The sequence below is a fragment of the Gilliamella sp. BG3 genome (assembly GCF_046635605.1).
GTDB lineage: Bacteria > Pseudomonadota > Gammaproteobacteria > Enterobacterales > Orbaceae > Gilliamella > Gilliamella bombi.
In genome coordinates this window covers 1-17,717 of record NZ_JBIDFE010000015.1, presented here as the reverse complement: position 1 = coordinate 17,717, position 17,717 = coordinate 1, and the positions used below count along the sequence as shown (strand labels likewise).

Here is a 17,717-nt window from a genome sequence, read left to right as displayed (position 1 = left end):
ATAATAACTAATTAAATTGATTGAAATATAGCAAATAAATTAACATTATTCTGTATCAAAAACGAGCATTTTATTGTTTATTAACAACAATTGCATGATTTCTAAGTTATTATATTGTGGATGGAATTTTTAAAGACGAGTGATACTCGTCTTTATCTTTGTGATTAGCAATAAAGTTGCTGTAATGGCGTTACAGTTTGTGCTGGATCGTAATCTAGCGCTGCAGTTGTAGCATAAGCAGCATTCATCGTGGTATCGTAATGTACCTTATATTGAATGGCACTTCGACGTAATACTTTTGAGGCTTCAATAGCTGCTCGCCCAGAGGTGGTATTAAGAATATAGCTATATTCGCCATTTTTTATATGGTCATGGATATTTGGTCGCCCTTCGTTTTCTTTTTTTACGACTTGGCATGGTATATTTGCTTGTTGTAATACCTTTGCCGTGCCAATAGTTGCATCAATACTAAACCCATGAGTAATTAACCGTTTAGCTACCTCTAACAGCCTTGTTTTATCCTGATCGCGAACCGATAATAATGCTTTCCCTGATTTTTTCATATTGGATAAACTACCTAGCTGGGCTTTAGCAAAGGCTTCAGCAAAGGTTTTACCGATTCCCATTACTTCACCAGTTGAGCGCATTTCAGGACCTAAGATTGGGTCGACGCCACTGAATTTATTAAACGGTAATACCACTTCTTTTACCGAATAATAAGGAGGAATCACCTCTTTAGTCACATTTTGCTTGGCAAGTGATTGCCCCGTCATCACGCGAGCCGCTATTTTCGCCAATGGTAAACCTGTTGCTTTTGAGACAAAAGGTACAGTGCGAGCTGCACGAGGATTGATTTCGATCAAATAAATTTGATTATCTTTCACCGCAAATTGCCCATTCATTAAACCTTTTACATTGAGTTCAAGTGCTAATTGTTTGGCTTGTTGTCGTAGTTTGTCTAAAATATCTGCAGTTAAGGTGTGGGTTGGCAGTGAGCAAGCAGAATCACCAGAGTGAATGCCTGCTTGTTCAATATGTTCCATAATGCCACCAATCAGGATTTGCTCACCATCAGCAATTACATCAATATCAACTTCAATTGCATCATCTAAAAAGTGATCAAGTAAGACTGGTGCATTATTTGATTCGCTTACCGCTGTTTTAAAATAACGCCTTAAATCTTGTTCATTATAGACAATTTCCATTGCTCGACCTCCTAATACATAAGAAGGTCTAACCACTAATGGATAACCTATTTTTTCTGCTTCAATGACAGCCTCATTAATATCGGTCACTGTGGCGTTGACAGGTTGTTTTAATTTCAGTTTATCGACGACTTCTTGAAAGCGTTTACGATCTTCGGCTTTATCTATAGCATCAGGTGAGGTACCAATAATTGGTAGCCCTGCTGCTTCAAGCGCACGAGCAAGTTTTAGCGGTGTTTGCCCACCGTATTGCACAATAACACCATTTGGCTTTTCAACATGTGCAATTTCAAGCACATCTTCAAGCGTGACAGATTCAAAATAGAGGCGGTCGGAAGTATCGTAATCGGTTGAAACCGTTTCGGGATTACAGTTAACCATAATGGTCTCATAACCATCCTCACGCAGTGCCAATGCCGCATGTACACAGCAATAATCAAACTCAATACCTTGTCCGATCCGATTAGGACCACCACCAAGGATCATAATTTTTTTACGGCTAAATTGAGGATTAGCTTCACACTCTTGCTCATAGGTTGAATAAAGATAAGCGGTATCTGTTGCAAATTCAGCCGCACAGGTATCAACACGTTTATAAACAGGGTGAATTTGATATTGATGACGTAAATCGCGAACAGCTTGTTCTGTGGTATTAAGCAGTTTGGCGATGCGTAAATCAGAAAAACCTTTACGTTTTAATTGCCACAATGTTTCTTGATCAAGCTGTGCAAGTGATTGTTCCTTTAGCTTATTTTCAAGGTTAACCAACTCTTCAATTTGTACTAAAAACCAACGATCAATATTGGTTAGTAAAAAGATATCTTCTAAGCTGAATCCTGCTCTAAAAGCATCAGCAATATACCAAATCCGATCAGCGCCCGCTTCTTGGAGCTCATAACGAATTTTGGTGATATTTTTTTCATCAGCATAATTATCAATTTTAGGATCAAATCCTGAAGCGCCAACTTCAAGCCCTCGCAACGCTTTTTGTATTGATTCTTGGAAGGTGCGCCCAATGGCCATCACTTCACCAACTGATTTCATTTGTGTGGTTAAACGATCATTACAACCAGCAAATTTTTCAAAATTAAAGCGTGGAATTTTGGTGACAACATAATCAATTGACGGTTCAAATGAAGCAGGGGTTTTTCCGCCTGTTATATCATTAGATAATTCATCAAGCGTATAACCGACAGCCAGTTTAGCGGCGATTTTCGCGATAGGAAAGCCCGTTGCTTTCGAAGCTAAGGCAGATGATCGCGACACCCGTGGATTCATCTCAATAACAATTAATCGTCCTGTCTTTGGATCAACCGAAAATTGTACATTGGAGCCACCAGTTTCAACACCAATTTCACGCAGTACCGCGATCGAAGCGTTACGCATGATTTGGTATTCTTTATCAGTCAAGGTTTGTGCTGGAGCCACCGTAATTGAATCACCTGTATGAATACCCATTGGGTCGAAGTTTTCAATTGAACAAACAATAATGCAGTTATCATTTTTGTCTCGAACTACTTCCATTTCATATTCTTTCCAACCAATTAATGATTCATCAATAAGTAGTTCATTGGTTGGCGAAAGATCAAGTCCTCGAGTACAAATTTCGTCAAACTCTTCGGTATTATAAGCAATGCCGCCACCGGTGCCCCCCATGGTAAATGATGGACGAATAATGCAAGGAAAACCAACTTGATCAAGAACGGCGTAAGCTTCTTTAAGTGAATGAGCAATCCCTGATCGAGCGGTATCAAGACCAATTTTTTTCATCGCCTCATCAAAGCGTTTTCGATCTTCGGCTTTATCGATAGCATCGGCTGTTGCACCAATCATTTCAACATTAAATTCTTTTAATACACCTTGTTTTTCAAGCTCTAATGCACAGTTTAATGCTGTTTGACCGCCCATGGTTGGTAAAATGGCGTCTGGCCTTTCTTGTTCAATAATCTTACGAACGCTTGTCCAATGAATGGGTTCAATATAAGTGGCATCAGCCATTTCAGGATCTGTCATGATAGTGGCTGGATTAGAGTTAACTAAAATAACACGATAACCTTCTTCACGCAGCGCTTTACAGGCTTGAGCACCAGAATAATCAAATTCACATGCTTGACCAATAACAATTGGGCCAGCACCAATAATTAATATACTTTTTATATCTGTTCGCTTAGCCATGATTATTGCTCCTGCTTATAAATTTTAATTAACTCAATAAAGTGGTCAAAAAGTGATGCTGCATCATGAGGCCCAGGACTGGCTTCGGGATGACCTTGAAAACTAAAAGCCGGTTTTTGATTGTGATGAATACCTTGTAATGAACCATCGAACAGTGATTTATGCGTCGCTCGTAAATGAGCTGGTAAGCTTGCTTCATCTACAGCGAAGCCGTGATTTTGTGCAGTGATCATTACCTTATTATTTTCTAGATCTTTAACAGGATGATTACCACCATGATGACCAAACTTCATTTTGATAGTTTTAGCACCACAAGCAAGCGCAAGAAGTTGATGACCTAAACAAATGCCAAAAATAGGAATATCTGTGTTTAAAAACTGCTTAATGGCATCAATCGCATAACTGCAAGGTGCAGGATCTCCTGGACCATTAGATAAAAAGATCCCATCGGGCTTTAAAGCAAGGACTTGTTCTGCTGTCGTTTTGGCTGGTACGACTGTTAGTTTACAACCACGCTCAACTAACATGCGCAAAATATTGCGTTTTACGCCAAAGTCATAAGCAACAACATGGTATGGTAATTGGTTTTCTGGTATTAGATTAGGCTGTTGTTGCCTTGTCCATATGCCTTGTGACCAAATATAGCTTGTCAAACAAGTCACTTCTTTGGCTAAATCAAGCCCACTTAATCCTTTAAAATCGATTGCCTGCTGTTTAGCTATTTCGGCTTTTTCAAGTAAGGTCGTTTTGTCCGTTGCTGTTATGATGACGCCATGCTGTGCACCTTTTTCACGCAAAATACGGGTTAAGCGCCGCGTATCAATATCCGCAATGGCAATAACATTATGTTTTTTTAAATAGCTAGAAAGACAGAGTTCGCTTCGATAGTTGCTAGCTAATAATGGCAAATCACGAATAATCAAGCCTTTTGCATAAACTTGGTTCGATTCGGCATCGGTATCATTCGTTCCTACATTACCAATGTGCGGGTAGGTTAATGTAACCAATTGCTCACAGTAAGACGGATCGGTAAGAATTTCTTGGTAACCTGTCATTGAGGTGTTAAATACCACTTCCCCAACTGTTTGACCATCAGCACCAATTGATTTCCCGATAAATTGCGAACCATCTTGTAACATAAGGAGGGCATAAGTTTGCATGACTAAAAGATCCTTTGAATGAATTATCATTAATTTTGAATAAAAATTCAATTTTACCTAGCTACAAAGATACAATATTTGGTCATTTTATTACACTTTTTTGTACAAAAAAAGCAATATTATAAAAATTATTTTAATAATTAAGTCTAATTTTTGAGACTTATCTCAACATAAAGGTAAAATGTTAGGGTTATTATGATGTTTAACTTGAATTTGCATAATTATTCAAATAGAATCATTTACATCATTACGGTTATTAGGAGCTATATCATGCACGGTTTTTATCAGCGTCATTTTTTACGATTACTTGATTTTACCCCTACCGAAATCAATCAATTAATTAATCTTGCTATCGAATTAAAACAAGCCAAACAACAAGGGCAAGAACAACAACATTTGATTGGTAAAAATATTGCATTAATTTTTGAGAAAGACTCCACCCGTACACGTTGTGCTTTTGAGGTTGGTGCATTTGATCAAGGTGCAAATGTCACTTATTTAGGACCAAATGGTAGTCAAATCGGTCATAAAGAATCAATTGCGGATACCGCACGCGTGCTGGGTCGAATGTATGACGGTATTGAGTATCGTGGTTATGGTCAAGAGATCGTTGAAACATTAGCCCAATATGCTGGTGTACCAGTATGGAATGGCTTAACGACCGAAGCACATCCAACCCAAATTTTAGCCGATTTTATGACAATGAAAGAGCATATAGGCAATCGCCCATTAAGTAGCATTAAATTTGCCTATTTAGGCGATGCCCGTAATAACATGGGAAATTCGTTAATGGAAGGTGCGGCTTTAATGGGAATGGAAATTCGTTTAGTTGCACCAAAGGCCTGTCATCCCGAAGCCGAACTCGTACAAAAGTGCCAAGATATAGCAAAAAATACGGGTGCAAAAATTATCTTAACCGAAGATGTTGCCAAAGGAGTTAAAGACGTCGACTTTTTATATACTGATGTATGGGTATCAATGGGTGAGCCTAAGGAAGTTTGGGATGAGCGTGTTAAATTATTAACACCTTATCAAGTGAATGAAAATGTTATTAAACTTACCAATAATCCAAATGTCAAATTCATGCACTGTTTACCCGCTTTTCATGATATGAACACTACCGTCGGTAAACAGATGGCAGCTCAATATGGTTTAACCAATGGACTTGAAGTGACTAATGATGTGTTTGAATCTGAACATAGTATTGTTTTTGATGAAGCCGAAAACAGGCTACATACCATTAAAGCGGTAATGGTTGCAACATTAGCCAAAGATGAATAATATTGTCATAATCAATACTTAAATGCTTAGCTAAAAAATTAGGCACTTTCTTTTTGCCGGCTTAATGTCGGCAAATTTTATTTAAAAGAATATTAGATTATGACAAAACAAGAACGAAATAAAGATTTTAAAAAATTCCTCAAGTTAACCAATCCCATTCATTTTTTAGCTGTAGGACTAGGTAGTGGTTTATCTCCAATTATGCCCGGAACAATGGGATCGTTAATGGCGATTCCACTTTGGTTATTATTTTATGGTTTACAACCAGCTTTATACTGGGTATTTATTTTAGTGACTTTTATTTTTGGTTGTTTTATTTGCCAAAAAACATCGGATGATACCCATACGCACGATTCAGGGCATATAGTATGGGATGAATTTGTTGGCATGTGGATCACCCTATTTTTTATTCCACAACTTTCTGTTATGTGGATTGCGATAGCCTTCGTAGCATTTAGGATTTTTGACATGGCAAAACCGTGGCCAATTCGTTGGTTTGATAAACGTATACCTGGCGGTTTTGGTATTATGGTGGATGATGTGATTGCAGCTATCTTTTCATCATTCACCGTTTATATCATGACATTGGTTATTTAAGATGTAATCTTATACTAAAACACATACTTTCCTGAAAGTTTTTTACAAAAATAGATTAAAACATCTTTTGCGACCATCCTAACTTAGTCGAAAGATTATTAAAATAATCATAATCTTTGGTATGAATTAAATTAAATTCATATAAAGATCGGCGAATAATCACATCTTGCGTTGGTTTGACCGGTAAAATAATTTGGCTATCACAGGCAATATTTAAATCAAGCGCAGTAGTTGGAAATTTAAGATGAATTGGGTTATTGCCTTTGATAACCAAAGGTCTAACTGCTAACGAATGCGGAAACATTGGCGTAATAATTAATGCATCTAAATGAGGCGCTAAAATAGGGCCTCCAGCCGATAACGAGTAAGCGGTAGAGCCTGTTGGCGTTGCAATAATTAACCCATCAGCTCGCTGTGAAAACGCATTACGTTCATTAATGTAAACATCATAGTCAATCATATGCGCTACAGTGTTAGGAGTGACGACAATTTCGTTTACGGCGAAACTCGAATTAATCAAATTACTATTATCATAAATGGAAACTTCTAATAAGAAACGAGGATCATCCTCATATTCACCGGCAATAACAGGACTTAATTGTTCAATTACTTGTTCATGCGAGATATCCGTTAAGAAACCGAGATTACCTCGATTAACACCAATCACTTTGATTTTATAGTGTGACAAGTACCTAGCTGAACGTAGCATATTTCCATCACCACCCACAACAATGGCTAGGTCAGCTTGCTGGCCAATTGCTTCTAACGAAGCGTAATGGCTAACTGGAAATTGAATATGATCCGCTAAGCGATCTTCAACTAGCACATGAATACCAAGACTAACAAGCCAATCATAAAGCACTTGATGAGTTTCGATTGCCTCTAATTTACGAGGAAGTCCAATGAGACCAATGCATTTAAAAGGTGTATTCATAAAATATCCTTGTTATTCTTTTATATAAACAATATGTATTTTTTCGTCACAGGTCAAAAAATTACATATCAATTTACTGATAAGCTTGTAATCATAAAAATTGTCCCCATAATAACCGTAATTCACTAAGTTTTCGACTACATTATTTGGAGTACCTTATGACAGAGCAAGATAAAAATATGTCAGAAAATGAAACTAACATTGACACACCAGCTGAAGAAACAACAGAGCAAGAAGCTCCAGCGCAACCAAGTCTAGAAGAGCAATTAAACGCAAAAGATGCACGTATTGCAGAGCTAGAACAAGCATTACAGTTGGCTAAAAAAAATGAAAGCGAAGCCATGATTCGTGCGCGAGCTGAAATTGATAATGTTCGTAAACGTGTTGAACAAGATGTTGATAAAGCTCGTAAATTTGCACTAGAAAAATTTTCTAATGAATTATTACCCGTTATTGATAATTTAGAACGAGCTTTAGAATCTACAGATAAAACCAACCCTGAGCATAAAGCTACTGTTGAAGGGTTAGAGCTGACATTAAAATCATTCCTAGATACTGTCAAAAAATTTGGTATTGAAGTGATTAATACTGAAGATTCACAACTAAATCCTGATGTGCACCAAGCAATTAGTATGGTTGAATCACCAGAACATCAATCAGGTCAAATAGTAAATACCATCCAAAAAGGCTATACCTTAAATGGCCGGTTAATTCGTCCTGCGATGGTAATTGTTGCTAAATAGTTATCTTTAGATAGGTTAACCGCCAATCACTGTGGCGGTTAATTTTATTGATTCCGTTGCTCCTCACGAGCAAGTTTCTTCATTTTTTGTTCAATTCGTTGACGTTTTAATGGTGAAAGGTAATCAACAAAGAGTTTACCTTTTAAATGATCCATTTCGTGTTGGATACAGATAGCAAGTAACTCATCGGCATCAAGTTCGTAAGGATTGCCATGGCGATCTAGGGCTTTAATTTTGATTTTTTCTGCTCTTGGCACAAATCCACGACAATCAGGAACCGATAAGCACCCTTCCTCAATACCCGTTTCACCTTCTTGGCTTATCACTTCAGGATTGATGATCACATAAACTTGGCTTTTATCTTCTGATACATCAATAACAATAATTTGTTCATGTACATCAACTTGGGTTGCTGCAAGCCCAATACCATTTTCGTCATACATGGTTTCGATCATGTTATCAATGATCGTTTGTAGCTCAGGGGTGAACTTGGTAACAGGCTTAGCAACTTTGCGAAGTCGCTCATCAGGAAAACGTAATACCGGTAAAATAGCCATAAATTCTTCGATCTACTCCTCAAATTTCAGGTTTATTCAAACTATTGCTCATTGTAAACATTTATCATACTGATGAATAGCCCTTGTTGGCTATTGGTAGTATTTATCTTATCAATTCAAGATATCTAAATCATTTAAAACGAGTGCGGAAAGATTATGATGAGTAAATATGAATTCTTATTAAGAATTTCAATGGTTGGATATGGAAAACAAAATATTTTTGAAAAAATTGGACAGCTTTTTGCTAACGGTTTACCAAGTAGCATACAAAATGTGTCTTGTTTGTTAAATAAACTAGGATTGTCGGATGTTCAATTAGTGCGTTTTTATGAAACATCATATCTTCATTTAGAACCAATACTTCAATGGTTAGAATCACCCCACCCACAAAAATACCTTATTGCTTATTGTGATAACGATTATCCTTTATTACTTAAACAAATTTGTTCTCCGCCTTTATTGTTGTTTGTTTTAGGTAATCGGCAGTTATTACATTCACCTCAATTAGCTATGGTTGGAAGTCGTGAATTTAGTGAATATGGAGCACAGTGGGGACGATATTTTGCTAGTGAATTAGCTATTAATGGTTTAACAATTACCAGCGGTTTAGCGCTTGGATTAGATGCTATTTGCCATCGTGGCGCACTTGAAGTATCGGGCCATACCATCGCAGTGTTAGGCAGCGGTTTAGCAAAAATTGCACCAAGATCAAATTTAAACTTAGCCAATGATATTTTGGAGCAAGGTGGGGCTATTGTGTCCGAATTTTTTCCATTTGAAAAAGCCAGATCCGTCTATTTTCCTCGTCGGAACCGAATTATTAGCGGGTTAAGTTTAGGAACTTTCGTGGTTGAAGCTTCAGAAAAAAGCGGCTCGTTAATTACTGCGCGCTATGCACTTGAACAAAATCGAGATGTATTTGCCTTACCAGGTGATATTAACAATGAAAACTGTAGTGGAACTCACTATTTAATTAAACAAGGCGCTTATTTAGTTTCTAAACCAGTTGATATTTTAGAGCATTATTATAGTTATTTATCAGCAGTAAATAGTTCGTGTAATCAGCTTAAAGAAGAACAGAATAATTCTATTTTGTATCCTGAAATTTTTGCAGTGATTCATCATCAACCTATCCCTGTTGATATTATTGCTCAACAAGTAAATATGTCGATTTCAGAATTGAGCGTCAAATTATTAGATATGGAACTAGAAGGTTTAATAAAGACGGTAACAGGTGGTTATATTCGTAATCGAGTGATTTAAAATTAAAGATTTTTTGTTAAAAAGTTTCAGGTAAGTATACGTTTAAGTATAAAAACCACCGATATGTACCGGCGGTTCACACTATTTTTTATTTATCTTCAATTTCAAGAGCAATTTCAGATAGGATGATACCTGTGTTATCAGCATAGACAAAATCACCTGAGAAGAAAGTCACTCCACCAAAATTAACACGAATATCAATTTCACCAATGCCTTGATCTTCAGCACCAACAGGAATAGCTGCTAGAGCTTGAATGCCAATATCGGCTTCAGCTAGATAATCAACTTGGCGAACAGCACCATAAACAATTATTCCTTCCCATTGATTTTGAACAGCAATATCTACTAGCTCTGCATCAATTAGCGCTCGACGAACAGAGCCGCCCCCATCAATAACAAGGATTTTTCCTGAGCCGTCTGATTGCAAAATTTCGTATAGTAAGCCGTTATCTTCAAAACATTTAACTGTTACAGCTTGACCTGAAAACGATGCTACGCCACCAAAATTACTAAATATTGGTTCAACTACGTTAACATCTTCTGGGTAATAATCGCAAAGAATTGAAGTATCAAACTCCATTATCAAGTCTCCTTTTGCTGTGATATATAAGTTTATTTAGTATAACGCTAATGCCAAGTAAAATGATATTAAAATTAAATAAACGTGAACTAGCTCAAAATAATCCCCAAACAATAAAGTAAATTAGTCAATAAAGCAAGTTTGACCATCTGTAATAATAAAGGTACCCCTTCTTTGTGCGTATTAAATTGAAAAACCATATAAATATGCTTAATAAATAACGGTAATGTTAATATAAACAAACCGCTCCAGATTGTTTGTAATTTATTGTATGCAAATAAACTTAGCGAACAAAATGCTATGAGTAATAGCAATAAATGATAATATCGCCCCATACATTTACCAATCATTACCACTAAAGTACGCTTATTACTTTTTCGATCTAGTTCTATATCACGAAGGTTATTGATATTAAGCACAGCAACGGATAACAAACCACAGCCTAAAGAAGGTAAAATAATGGATAAAGAGAATACCTTAGTTTGCAAGTAGAAACTACCCATGACACCAATCAAACCAAAAAAAGTAAGTACTGATAGATCGCCAAATCCAATATAGCCGTAAGGTTTTTTACCTATGGTATAAGTTATTGCGGCAACAATAGATAATAATCCTAATAATATAAAAATAAATAATTCATAAATATTATTACAGGCAAATATAAGCAAAATCAGCCCAAATAAAATACATAAAAAAATATTAATCCATAGCGCTATTTTTAGCTGCTTAAGTGTAATTAAGCCTAATTGTATACCTCGATTATGGGCAGTAAGATTGTTTTGATCGCTACCTTTAATTTCATCTCCGTAATCATTGGCTAGATTAGAAAGAATTTGTAACAATGATGCTGTAATTAATGAAAACAGTAGTATCCAAAAACTAAATTGATGTTGCCAATAAGCTAGTGCATTACCGACTAATATCGCAGAAAGAGAAAGAGGTATGGTTTTTAACCGTAAACTAATAATCCATGGGTAAAATTTATTGTACATTCAATAACTGTATTATTTTTAGTGAAAACTATAAATCATAATAACAGGAATACTGAATCAATTCACTGTGTTAGTAATAAAAAGCTCCTTCAGTAAAACTCAGATTATTTTCCGTATATGCACTTTACCCATATTTATCATTTAGCTACGCATTTTTAAATATCGAAATGTTTTCATTTTTCTAAATATACTTCTAACTTTTCCTTCTCGTAAGGCTGATATAAAAATACCTAACGAGCTATATATTACTCCTAGTAAAAGTATCATAAATATATTTAGCCAGTTATCTGATAAGCTTAACCCCATTTGATTCACTCCTGCAATCATATTGGTTGCCCAAGTTGAAGGTAGAGAATAAGAAACACATTTCACCCATAATGGCATTGCATCAATAGGCCAAATTGTTCCTGAAAGATAGAAAACAGGTGTGGTTAAAAATGCTAATGTAAGATATATCATCTCAGTACGGCGTAAACATTCTGTTAGTAATTTGCTCAAACCTAGCGCACCAAGCAATAATGGAAATGTCATGATTAATATTTCGGGAATGCTAGCTAATTGCCGATAACCAAGTATCCAAGGCCATAAACCAAATAATACAATAGATAAAAATAACCAGATAGGTAATAACCCACATAAACTGCCAAAGACAACAATTTTAGGCGGTTTGCCTTGAGGTAACGAATTTAAAGTGATATTAGTACGAGTTGAAGCAATTAAAAAAGAGTGTTGTAGCAACATGACTAACAAACCTGGAAAGGTAATGGCGGCAAAACTGATGCCTGCATTATAAAGTGGTTCGGTTTGACCTTTTATAGGTGATAAAATAATATTGATCTGTTTATCTGAAAATCCGTTATTACGCATTATTTTAGTATTATATTCAGTCAATATCTGCTGATATATCCCTTTTATATCAACTTGTATTAAACCATTAGCTAAACGACTTGAAGCATCACCATATGCAGGAATTGTAACTTCTTCACCACTTATTAGACGCTTTTCAAAATCTCTTGGAATTGTGATCACAGCAAAAAGTTTACGATTATTGATATCATCATAAGCTTGAAGAGAGCTTTCATAAATAATCGTATCAATTTTTGAACTTGTTTCTAATGAGCGAATTAAACCACGGCTTGTTGGAGTATGATCTTGATCAACAATTGCTATCGGTAAATTAGTGATAGTTCCATTAATATAAACAAGGCTCATTAATGATACTGACAATAGTAACAATAACCACATTGGTCGTCCTAACAGATAAAAGAATATTTTTATAAATGAAGACCAAAATATTTTAATCATCTAAATTTATCCTCTTACTGTGAATGTAAACGTCTTACTAGACGCTTTCTGACTAACACGGTAATAATAATTGGATAGATCATTAAAATTCCGCATGTTTTTAACACCGACAAATAACTAGAGTGACGCAAAAACAGATCGAACAGTTTATTTAGTGCATAAGTTAATGGTTCAAGCGAAGAGATAAATCTAGCAATCCATGGCATGGATAGTTCAGGTACAACAACACCAGAATAAGTTAATGCAAGTCCAACTAAAATACCTATATAAGTATAGGCATCAATAGGAGTTTTAGTAAAAGTGTATAGCAAAATACCAATGCTTTGTGCTGCAATAACATAGAAAAATACCACTATCATCATGGCAAACGGAGAACCTGATACACGCGCATTAGAAAACAAAACGAGCATGGCAATTTCAAAAATAAGCAGCATAGTAAACCAAATTGTATAAGGTGCTAATTTCCCTAAAACAAAAGGGTAGCTAGGACGAGTTCGCTTTGGCAACTGTGCTAAAATGTGAATTGTTGTGGTTACAACAAATAGCTGCAATAAATGCACTACTGCGGAAAATTGTTGGAAGTACATTGAGTTACCACTAGCATTAAATAAACCATCATAATTAAAGTTAACTTTTGCCAATGGGGGAACTGGCATGCCAATGCTAGTAGCCATGGTGGTTCGATATTGGGTATTGATTGTTGCTATCAACCCAGAATAATCCATGATCGAATATAATCCAGCACTATAATATAACGCATTATAGTAAAGCATTGGTGTAGGTTGGCGACCTGATAATACATCCGCTTCAAAATTAGGTGGAATATAAAGTAGCGCATAAATTTTTGCTTTTTGCAGATCACGCTCAGCATCAAAAAGTTGGCTATCATAATTGATAAGATCTGCATGTGCTGCAGCATTAAGATTACGCACGAGTTCGCGTGATAAAGTACTCTTATCTTGATCAAGATAACCTACTGGTAAATCATATAATACGCCTCGATAAAAAATACTACTAATTAGCACAAAGATAATTAGTGGCATAATCCACATTAACCAGTGAAAGGTAAATCGCCTAAAAATTTGTGGTATTTCGGCGTTAAACGCCTCTTTAAAACGATGCCAGAAATCTAACATTATTTGTCTAGCTTCCATAATGTGCTCATACCTGCACGTAAACCTTCAACAGGTGCAATAGGATAGAGTCTGACTTCAAAGGTTTTTAAATCAAAATCTCCTGTTGCTCTTGTTGCACGTTTAGTTGCATAATCGCCCATCGGTGCTATATAACGAATTTCGGCTTCAATCTCTTTGTGATTGAGTGCAGGTACTTCAAGTATAATATGATCGCCTTTGCGAATATTAGACATAATATCTTCACGCAAGTTAAATACAAAATAAGCTTGAGGTAGTTGAATCACTGTTAACAATGGGCTGTTAGCATTAAACAATTCGCCGATTTCAGCAGGAATAGAACCAATTTCACCTGCTACTTGCGCTTTAACTTGTAAATCATCATATTGTATTTGTAGCTGTTTAAGTTGTTCTTCGGCTTCTTCCAATTTGGCTGCATAAATTTCACGTTGCTCAATACGATCTCCATTTTTAGCTTGGTCTAAATTAGCTTGTGCTGATTGAACTTGTTGAAAAGCTGAATCGCGTGTTTTTAGAGCATTATCTAAGATAGATTGAGAAACATAGCCTTTAGCCGAAATAGCTTTGTTACGCTCATATTCTTTGGAAGCATTATCATATGTTACCTTTGCTTGCTTAAGAATTGCTTCATAATAACGGATGCTTTCTTCACGAGTTCCATGCTCCGAAAGTGCTAATTGAGCTTTTGCTTGGTCTCGCGCAGCTTCAGCCGCTTTGACTTGAGCTAAAAGCTCAGGGCTATCGAGAGTAATAACAATATCACCAGGTTTAACGTCATCACCTCGATGAACATGAATAAATTGCACTCTACCTTTGGCTTTAGACGCAACGTTAACATTCGGTGCATCAACTTCACCTTGTAGGATAAACTGACTATTGTGTGAGCGAATTAAAATCGTCATTGATATTAAAATAACGATTAACGCAATAATAGTAAAAACTTTTTTGTTCATAAAATTTTGTATAGAGTGGTATTAAAGAGATAAGAAATAGAGAATTAAAATTATTATATACTTTGTAAAATAAGCATATGTAAAATTTACTCTCTCCCATTATACGAAAATTGCTTTATTTACGCAGAGCATATCAATTTAATTTAAAAATGAATTAATATCAATACTAAGTTATTATAGTGGTAACTGATTTTTTATATTTACTTAAAATAAATTTTATTAATTATAAAATAATACTTTAATAGGTTTTATTTATAAGTGATATTAGTCAAATGAAATAGATAAAAACCTACTTATTTAGTAAACTATTAAAAAATAAAAATTTAAGGTATTTAATATGGTTAAAATAATTATTATTGGTGGTGGCGCAGGAGGATTAGAATTAGCAACTGATCTTGGCGACAAATTAGGGAAGAATGATCAAGCTGAGGTTACACTAATAGATAAAAATACTTATCATATTTGGAAACCTTTATTACATGAAGTTGCTACCGGTATTCTAAATGAGCAAGCTGATAAAATTGATTATGCTGAACAAGGACAACAACACCATTTTCAATTTATTCAAGGCACGTTTACTAATCTTAATCGTGAAGAAAAGCATGTTATTATTGAGAATTCAAATAGTGAATCTATTTCTGTACCATATGATACATTAGTTGTGGCAATAGGAAGTACTTCAAACGATTTTGGCACACCAGGAGTTAAAGAACATTGTATCTTTTTAGATGACCAAAACGCTGCAATTCGTCTACGTGAAACACTGATTACAAAATTTGCTAGTTTTTGTTCAATTATTGATGAACATGAAACGACGACTGAAGATAAAATTCGTATTGCTATTGTTGGTGGTGGCGCAACAGGTGTTGAGTTAGCTTCTGAGTTACCTCATATGGTTGAAACATTTGGTAACTGTGGACGCAATAAAATGTGTTCTGATTTGCTTGATGTATCTATTATTGAAGCAACTGACCGTATTTTACCTGCTTTACCTGAAAAAACGGCATTAAATATTACCGATACCCTTCAAAAACGTGGTATTCATGTATTAACAAAAACCATGATAACCAAGGCGGAAAGTGACGGCTTTTATCCAAAGGAAGGCGATATTATTAGCGCAGATATTATGATTTGGACTGCAGGCGTAAAAGCACCTGACTATTTAAAAGATATTGCGGGTTTAGAATCAAGCCGTTCGAATCAACTGGTGGTTAAACCAACATTACAAACAACGCGCGATGATAATATTTTTGTTATTGGTGACTGTGCTTATGCTATGCAAAACAGCGGGCGAGCCTCGCCAGCTACTGCACAAGCCGCACATCAAATGGCAAAAATATGTTATGAAAATATCATTAACATGTTAAATAATAAACCAATGAAATCATTTAATTATGTTGATAATGGAACGATTATTTCTTTGCATGATACAGCTCAAGGTGTGGTTAAAATTGCTGGTAAAGGCGAAATGAAAGTTAAAGGGTTCTTTGCTTTAATGATCCATCGCTTGTTGTATCGCATGCATCAAGCAAGTCTGTTAGGTATTGTCAAAACAATTCGATTTGTTAAAGCTAGCAAAGAAGTGTATAAAAATAAATTTGCCTCTATTTTTACTCATCAAGACTAGTTTCCCATTTAGATAGCTACTTACAAATACTATTTTATAAGTAGCTATTTTATAATTTATAGGTAAGAGAAATTTAATAAGTTTTATTTGCAGGAAAACGTCGAATTGTTTACACCTCATAGCTAAAATAATTTTCTAAAAACTTATAAGCGTTTTCCCTGAAATTGCTTTATGCGGTTTAACCGTATTATAAAAATTAATAAAGCGTTTAAGTTTTTGTTTTCTCTCTTTTGAATCGCTAAATCTTTGCCGATTATGTCACATCGCAATTCAAAGTTCGTATCACTCTTTTGGTTTTTCTATTCGTTTGTGGGCAGACAGGTTTGGTCAATTTTTGATTAATATGATGGTTATTACACGTTTTAACAAATAAGTGTTCAGTTGTGTCTTGATATTCACATCCATTATCGGAATAAATACAGGTGGTGATATAAGGACATTGTGCTAATGCATTATTTTGTAAAAACTGTGCTGAGCTAAATTGGGATTTATCGGGGTAAATTCCCGCATAAAACTCACGTGAAAAATCATCAATACCAACAAATAAATATTCTCTAGTTTGCTGTTTCGTTTCACTTTTAAGTAAAAGCAAACGTTTGGTATCAACGTGTAGCATTTCACCTGGATAGATTTTGTTATAGCGTTTAGCTTGCCGTCTTAATTTATTCTCAATCAATTTTTTGACTTTAACCAAACATTTAATACCATAACAAATGGTTTTATAACGTTCATTCTTACTAGTTAATGGAACAGAATGCTTCAAACGAGCTTTCTTTATTTAGTACGTTATAAATGGTTGGACGACTAACCATAAAACGTTTGACCAAATCAGTGATCGTTATTTTCTCTTTATGATATAAACGCCATATCTCTTGTCTGTGATAAGGCGTTAGTTTTGTTTTCTTATGTATATTTATTACAGTAGTTTTTCAAATTACTGTAAACAATACTAGCAAATCCTATAAAAACTATTAGATCGATTGCGTTGTTACATCTATTAACTAAACAAACTTCGAATAAATATTGCCATTATCTTATTTGGATATACATAATGCATAGAACTGTTGGTCATTATTAGGGGGTAAATGTAAGGCCGCATCATTCATATTGGATAGGCTACACTAATTCATACAACTTTTTTAAGGGGTAAGGTAAACTTATCACAACTAAAAAAGGAACAAATATGAATAA

The 17,717-nt window shown here is 35.2% G+C and carries 16 protein-coding genes and 1 pseudogene; 5 read left to right on the top strand and 12 right to left on the bottom strand.

What is annotated here, in order from left to right:
• Window positions 1-164: 164 nt before the first annotated feature.
• Window positions 165-3,380, bottom strand: a complete 3,216-nt coding sequence (gene carB / locus ACGH6S_RS08195; protein WP_411578635.1) for a carbamoyl-phosphate synthase large subunit — start codon at window positions 3,378-3,380, stop codon at window positions 165-167.
• Between the two features lie 2 nt (window positions 3,381-3,382).
• Window positions 3,383-4,540: a glutamine-hydrolyzing carbamoyl-phosphate synthase small subunit gene (gene carA / locus ACGH6S_RS08190; protein WP_411578634.1), complete on the bottom strand. Its 1,158-nt coding sequence runs from the start codon at window positions 4,538-4,540 to the stop codon at window positions 3,383-3,385.
• Window positions 4,541-4,810: 270 nt separating this feature from the next.
• On the opposite strand from carA, the gene argF reads away from it, so the two are divergent.
• Entirely contained in the window at window positions 4,811-5,821 is a 1,011-nt protein-coding gene (argF, locus tag ACGH6S_RS08185; protein WP_296299979.1) for an ornithine carbamoyltransferase, read from the top strand.
• Window positions 5,822-5,920: 99 nt separating this feature from the next.
• Window positions 5,921-6,418 (top strand): phosphatidylglycerophosphatase A, encoded by a 498-nt coding sequence (locus ACGH6S_RS08180; RefSeq protein ID WP_034947327.1) that lies wholly within the window; start codon window positions 5,921-5,923, stop codon window positions 6,416-6,418.
• Between the two features lie 55 nt (window positions 6,419-6,473).
• Here ACGH6S_RS08180 and nadK read toward each other — a convergent pair whose 3' ends face one another.
• The gene (gene nadK, locus ACGH6S_RS08175; protein WP_411578633.1) at window positions 6,474-7,352 is read right to left on the bottom strand and encodes an NAD(+) kinase; all 879 of its coding nucleotides are present in this window, start codon (window positions 7,350-7,352) and stop codon (window positions 6,474-6,476) included.
• A gap of 158 nt (window positions 7,353-7,510) precedes the next feature.
• On the opposite strand from nadK, the gene grpE reads away from it, so the two are divergent.
• Window positions 7,511-8,095 (top strand): nucleotide exchange factor GrpE, encoded by a 585-nt coding sequence (gene grpE, locus ACGH6S_RS08170; protein WP_034909401.1) that lies wholly within the window; start codon window positions 7,511-7,513, stop codon window positions 8,093-8,095.
• Between the two features lie 44 nt (window positions 8,096-8,139).
• On the opposite strand, the gene def is transcribed toward grpE, so the two are convergent.
• Window positions 8,140-8,652 (bottom strand): peptide deformylase, encoded by a 513-nt coding sequence (def, locus tag ACGH6S_RS08165; RefSeq protein WP_065590597.1) that lies wholly within the window; start codon window positions 8,650-8,652, stop codon window positions 8,140-8,142.
• A 156-nt stretch (window positions 8,653-8,808) separates the two neighbouring features.
• On the opposite strand from def, the gene dprA reads away from it, so the two are divergent.
• The gene (gene dprA, locus ACGH6S_RS08160; protein ID WP_411578632.1) at window positions 8,809-9,915 is read left to right on the top strand and encodes a DNA-processing protein DprA; all 1,107 of its coding nucleotides are present in this window, start codon (window positions 8,809-8,811) and stop codon (window positions 9,913-9,915) included.
• An 88-nt stretch (window positions 9,916-10,003) separates the two neighbouring features.
• Here dprA and rraA read toward each other — a convergent pair whose 3' ends face one another.
• The 5 genes from rraA to ACGH6S_RS08135 all read right to left on the bottom strand — a co-directional run bounded on the left by rraA (window position 10,004) and on the right by ACGH6S_RS08135 (window position 14,899).
• The gene (rraA, locus tag ACGH6S_RS08155) at window positions 10,004-10,495 is read right to left on the bottom strand and encodes a ribonuclease E activity regulator RraA (protein ID WP_034909391.1); all 492 of its coding nucleotides are present in this window, start codon (window positions 10,493-10,495) and stop codon (window positions 10,004-10,006) included.
• 89 nt (window positions 10,496-10,584) lie between these two features.
• Window positions 10,585-11,487 carry a 1,4-dihydroxy-2-naphthoate polyprenyltransferase gene (locus ACGH6S_RS08150; protein ID WP_065590595.1) on the bottom strand — a complete coding sequence of 301 codons (903 nt, stop codon included), beginning with the start codon at window positions 11,485-11,487 and terminating at the stop codon, window positions 10,585-10,587.
• Window positions 11,488-11,628: 141 nt separating this feature from the next.
• Window positions 11,629-12,789, bottom strand: coding sequence for an ABC transporter permease (locus ACGH6S_RS08145; RefSeq protein ID WP_411578657.1), 1,161 nt, complete (start codon window positions 12,787-12,789; stop codon window positions 11,629-11,631).
• A 17-nt stretch (window positions 12,790-12,806) separates the two neighbouring features.
• Complete coding sequence (locus ACGH6S_RS08140) at window positions 12,807-13,928, bottom strand: ABC transporter permease (protein WP_296317330.1); 1,122 nt, start codon at window positions 13,926-13,928, stop codon at window positions 12,807-12,809.
• Complete coding sequence (locus ACGH6S_RS08135) at window positions 13,928-14,899, bottom strand: HlyD family secretion protein (RefSeq protein ID WP_411578631.1); 972 nt, start codon at window positions 14,897-14,899, stop codon at window positions 13,928-13,930. The genes ACGH6S_RS08140 and ACGH6S_RS08135 overlap by 1 nt, the downstream gene beginning before the upstream one ends.
• 337 nt (window positions 14,900-15,236) lie before the next feature.
• Here ACGH6S_RS08135 and ACGH6S_RS08130 point away from each other — a divergent pair, with 337 nt between their 5' ends.
• The gene (locus ACGH6S_RS08130) at window positions 15,237-16,526 is read left to right on the top strand and encodes an NAD(P)/FAD-dependent oxidoreductase (RefSeq protein ID WP_411578630.1); all 1,290 of its coding nucleotides are present in this window, start codon (window positions 15,237-15,239) and stop codon (window positions 16,524-16,526) included.
• A 135-nt stretch (window positions 16,527-16,661) separates the two neighbouring features.
• On the opposite strand, the pseudogene ACGH6S_RS08125 reads toward ACGH6S_RS08130, so the two are convergent.
• From ACGH6S_RS08125 to ACGH6S_RS08115, 3 genes and pseudogenes are all read right to left on the bottom strand, one after another.
• Window positions 16,662-16,733, bottom strand: a pseudogene (locus ACGH6S_RS08125) (hypothetical protein); the annotation flags it as partial.
• A 46-nt stretch (window positions 16,734-16,779) separates the two neighbouring features.
• Window positions 16,780-17,289, bottom strand: coding sequence for a hypothetical protein (locus ACGH6S_RS08120; protein ID WP_411578629.1), 510 nt, complete (start codon window positions 17,287-17,289; stop codon window positions 16,780-16,782).
• Window positions 17,264-17,362, bottom strand: a complete 99-nt coding sequence (locus tag ACGH6S_RS08115; protein WP_411578656.1) for a hypothetical protein — start codon at window positions 17,360-17,362, stop codon at window positions 17,264-17,266. The genes ACGH6S_RS08120 and ACGH6S_RS08115 overlap by 26 nt, the downstream gene beginning before the upstream one ends.
• Window positions 17,363-17,717 lie beyond the last annotated feature (355 nt).

Excerpts from the sequence above, each read along its gene's own strand:
- carB (WP_411578635.1), bottom strand. The coding sequence starts at position 3,380 with ATGGCTAAGCGAACAGATATAAAAAGTATATTAATTATTGGTGCTGGC.
- carA (WP_411578634.1), bottom strand. The coding sequence starts at position 4,540 with ATGCAAACTTATGCCCTCCTTATGTTACAAGATGGTTCGCAATTTATC.
- argF (WP_296299979.1), top strand. The coding sequence starts at position 4,811 with ATGCACGGTTTTTATCAGCGTCATTTTTTACGATTACTTGATTTTACC.
- ACGH6S_RS08180 (WP_034947327.1), top strand. The coding sequence starts at position 5,921 with ATGACAAAACAAGAACGAAATAAAGATTTTAAAAAATTCCTCAAGTTA.
- nadK (WP_411578633.1), bottom strand. The coding sequence starts at position 7,352 with ATGAATACACCTTTTAAATGCATTGGTCTCATTGGACTTCCTCGTAAA.
- grpE (WP_034909401.1), top strand. The coding sequence starts at position 7,511 with ATGACAGAGCAAGATAAAAATATGTCAGAAAATGAAACTAACATTGAC.
- def (WP_065590597.1), bottom strand. The coding sequence starts at position 8,652 with ATGGCTATTTTACCGGTATTACGTTTTCCTGATGAGCGACTTCGCAAA.
- dprA (WP_411578632.1), top strand. The coding sequence starts at position 8,809 with ATGATGAGTAAATATGAATTCTTATTAAGAATTTCAATGGTTGGATAT.
- rraA (WP_034909391.1), bottom strand. The coding sequence starts at position 10,495 with ATGGAGTTTGATACTTCAATTCTTTGCGATTATTACCCAGAAGATGTT.
- ACGH6S_RS08150 (WP_065590595.1), bottom strand. The coding sequence starts at position 11,487 with ATGTACAATAAATTTTACCCATGGATTATTAGTTTACGGTTAAAAACC.
- ACGH6S_RS08140 (WP_296317330.1), bottom strand. The coding sequence starts at position 13,928 with ATGTTAGATTTCTGGCATCGTTTTAAAGAGGCGTTTAACGCCGAAATA.
- ACGH6S_RS08135 (WP_411578631.1), bottom strand. The coding sequence starts at position 14,899 with ATGAACAAAAAAGTTTTTACTATTATTGCGTTAATCGTTATTTTAATA.
- ACGH6S_RS08130 (WP_411578630.1), top strand. The coding sequence starts at position 15,237 with ATGGTTAAAATAATTATTATTGGTGGTGGCGCAGGAGGATTAGAATTA.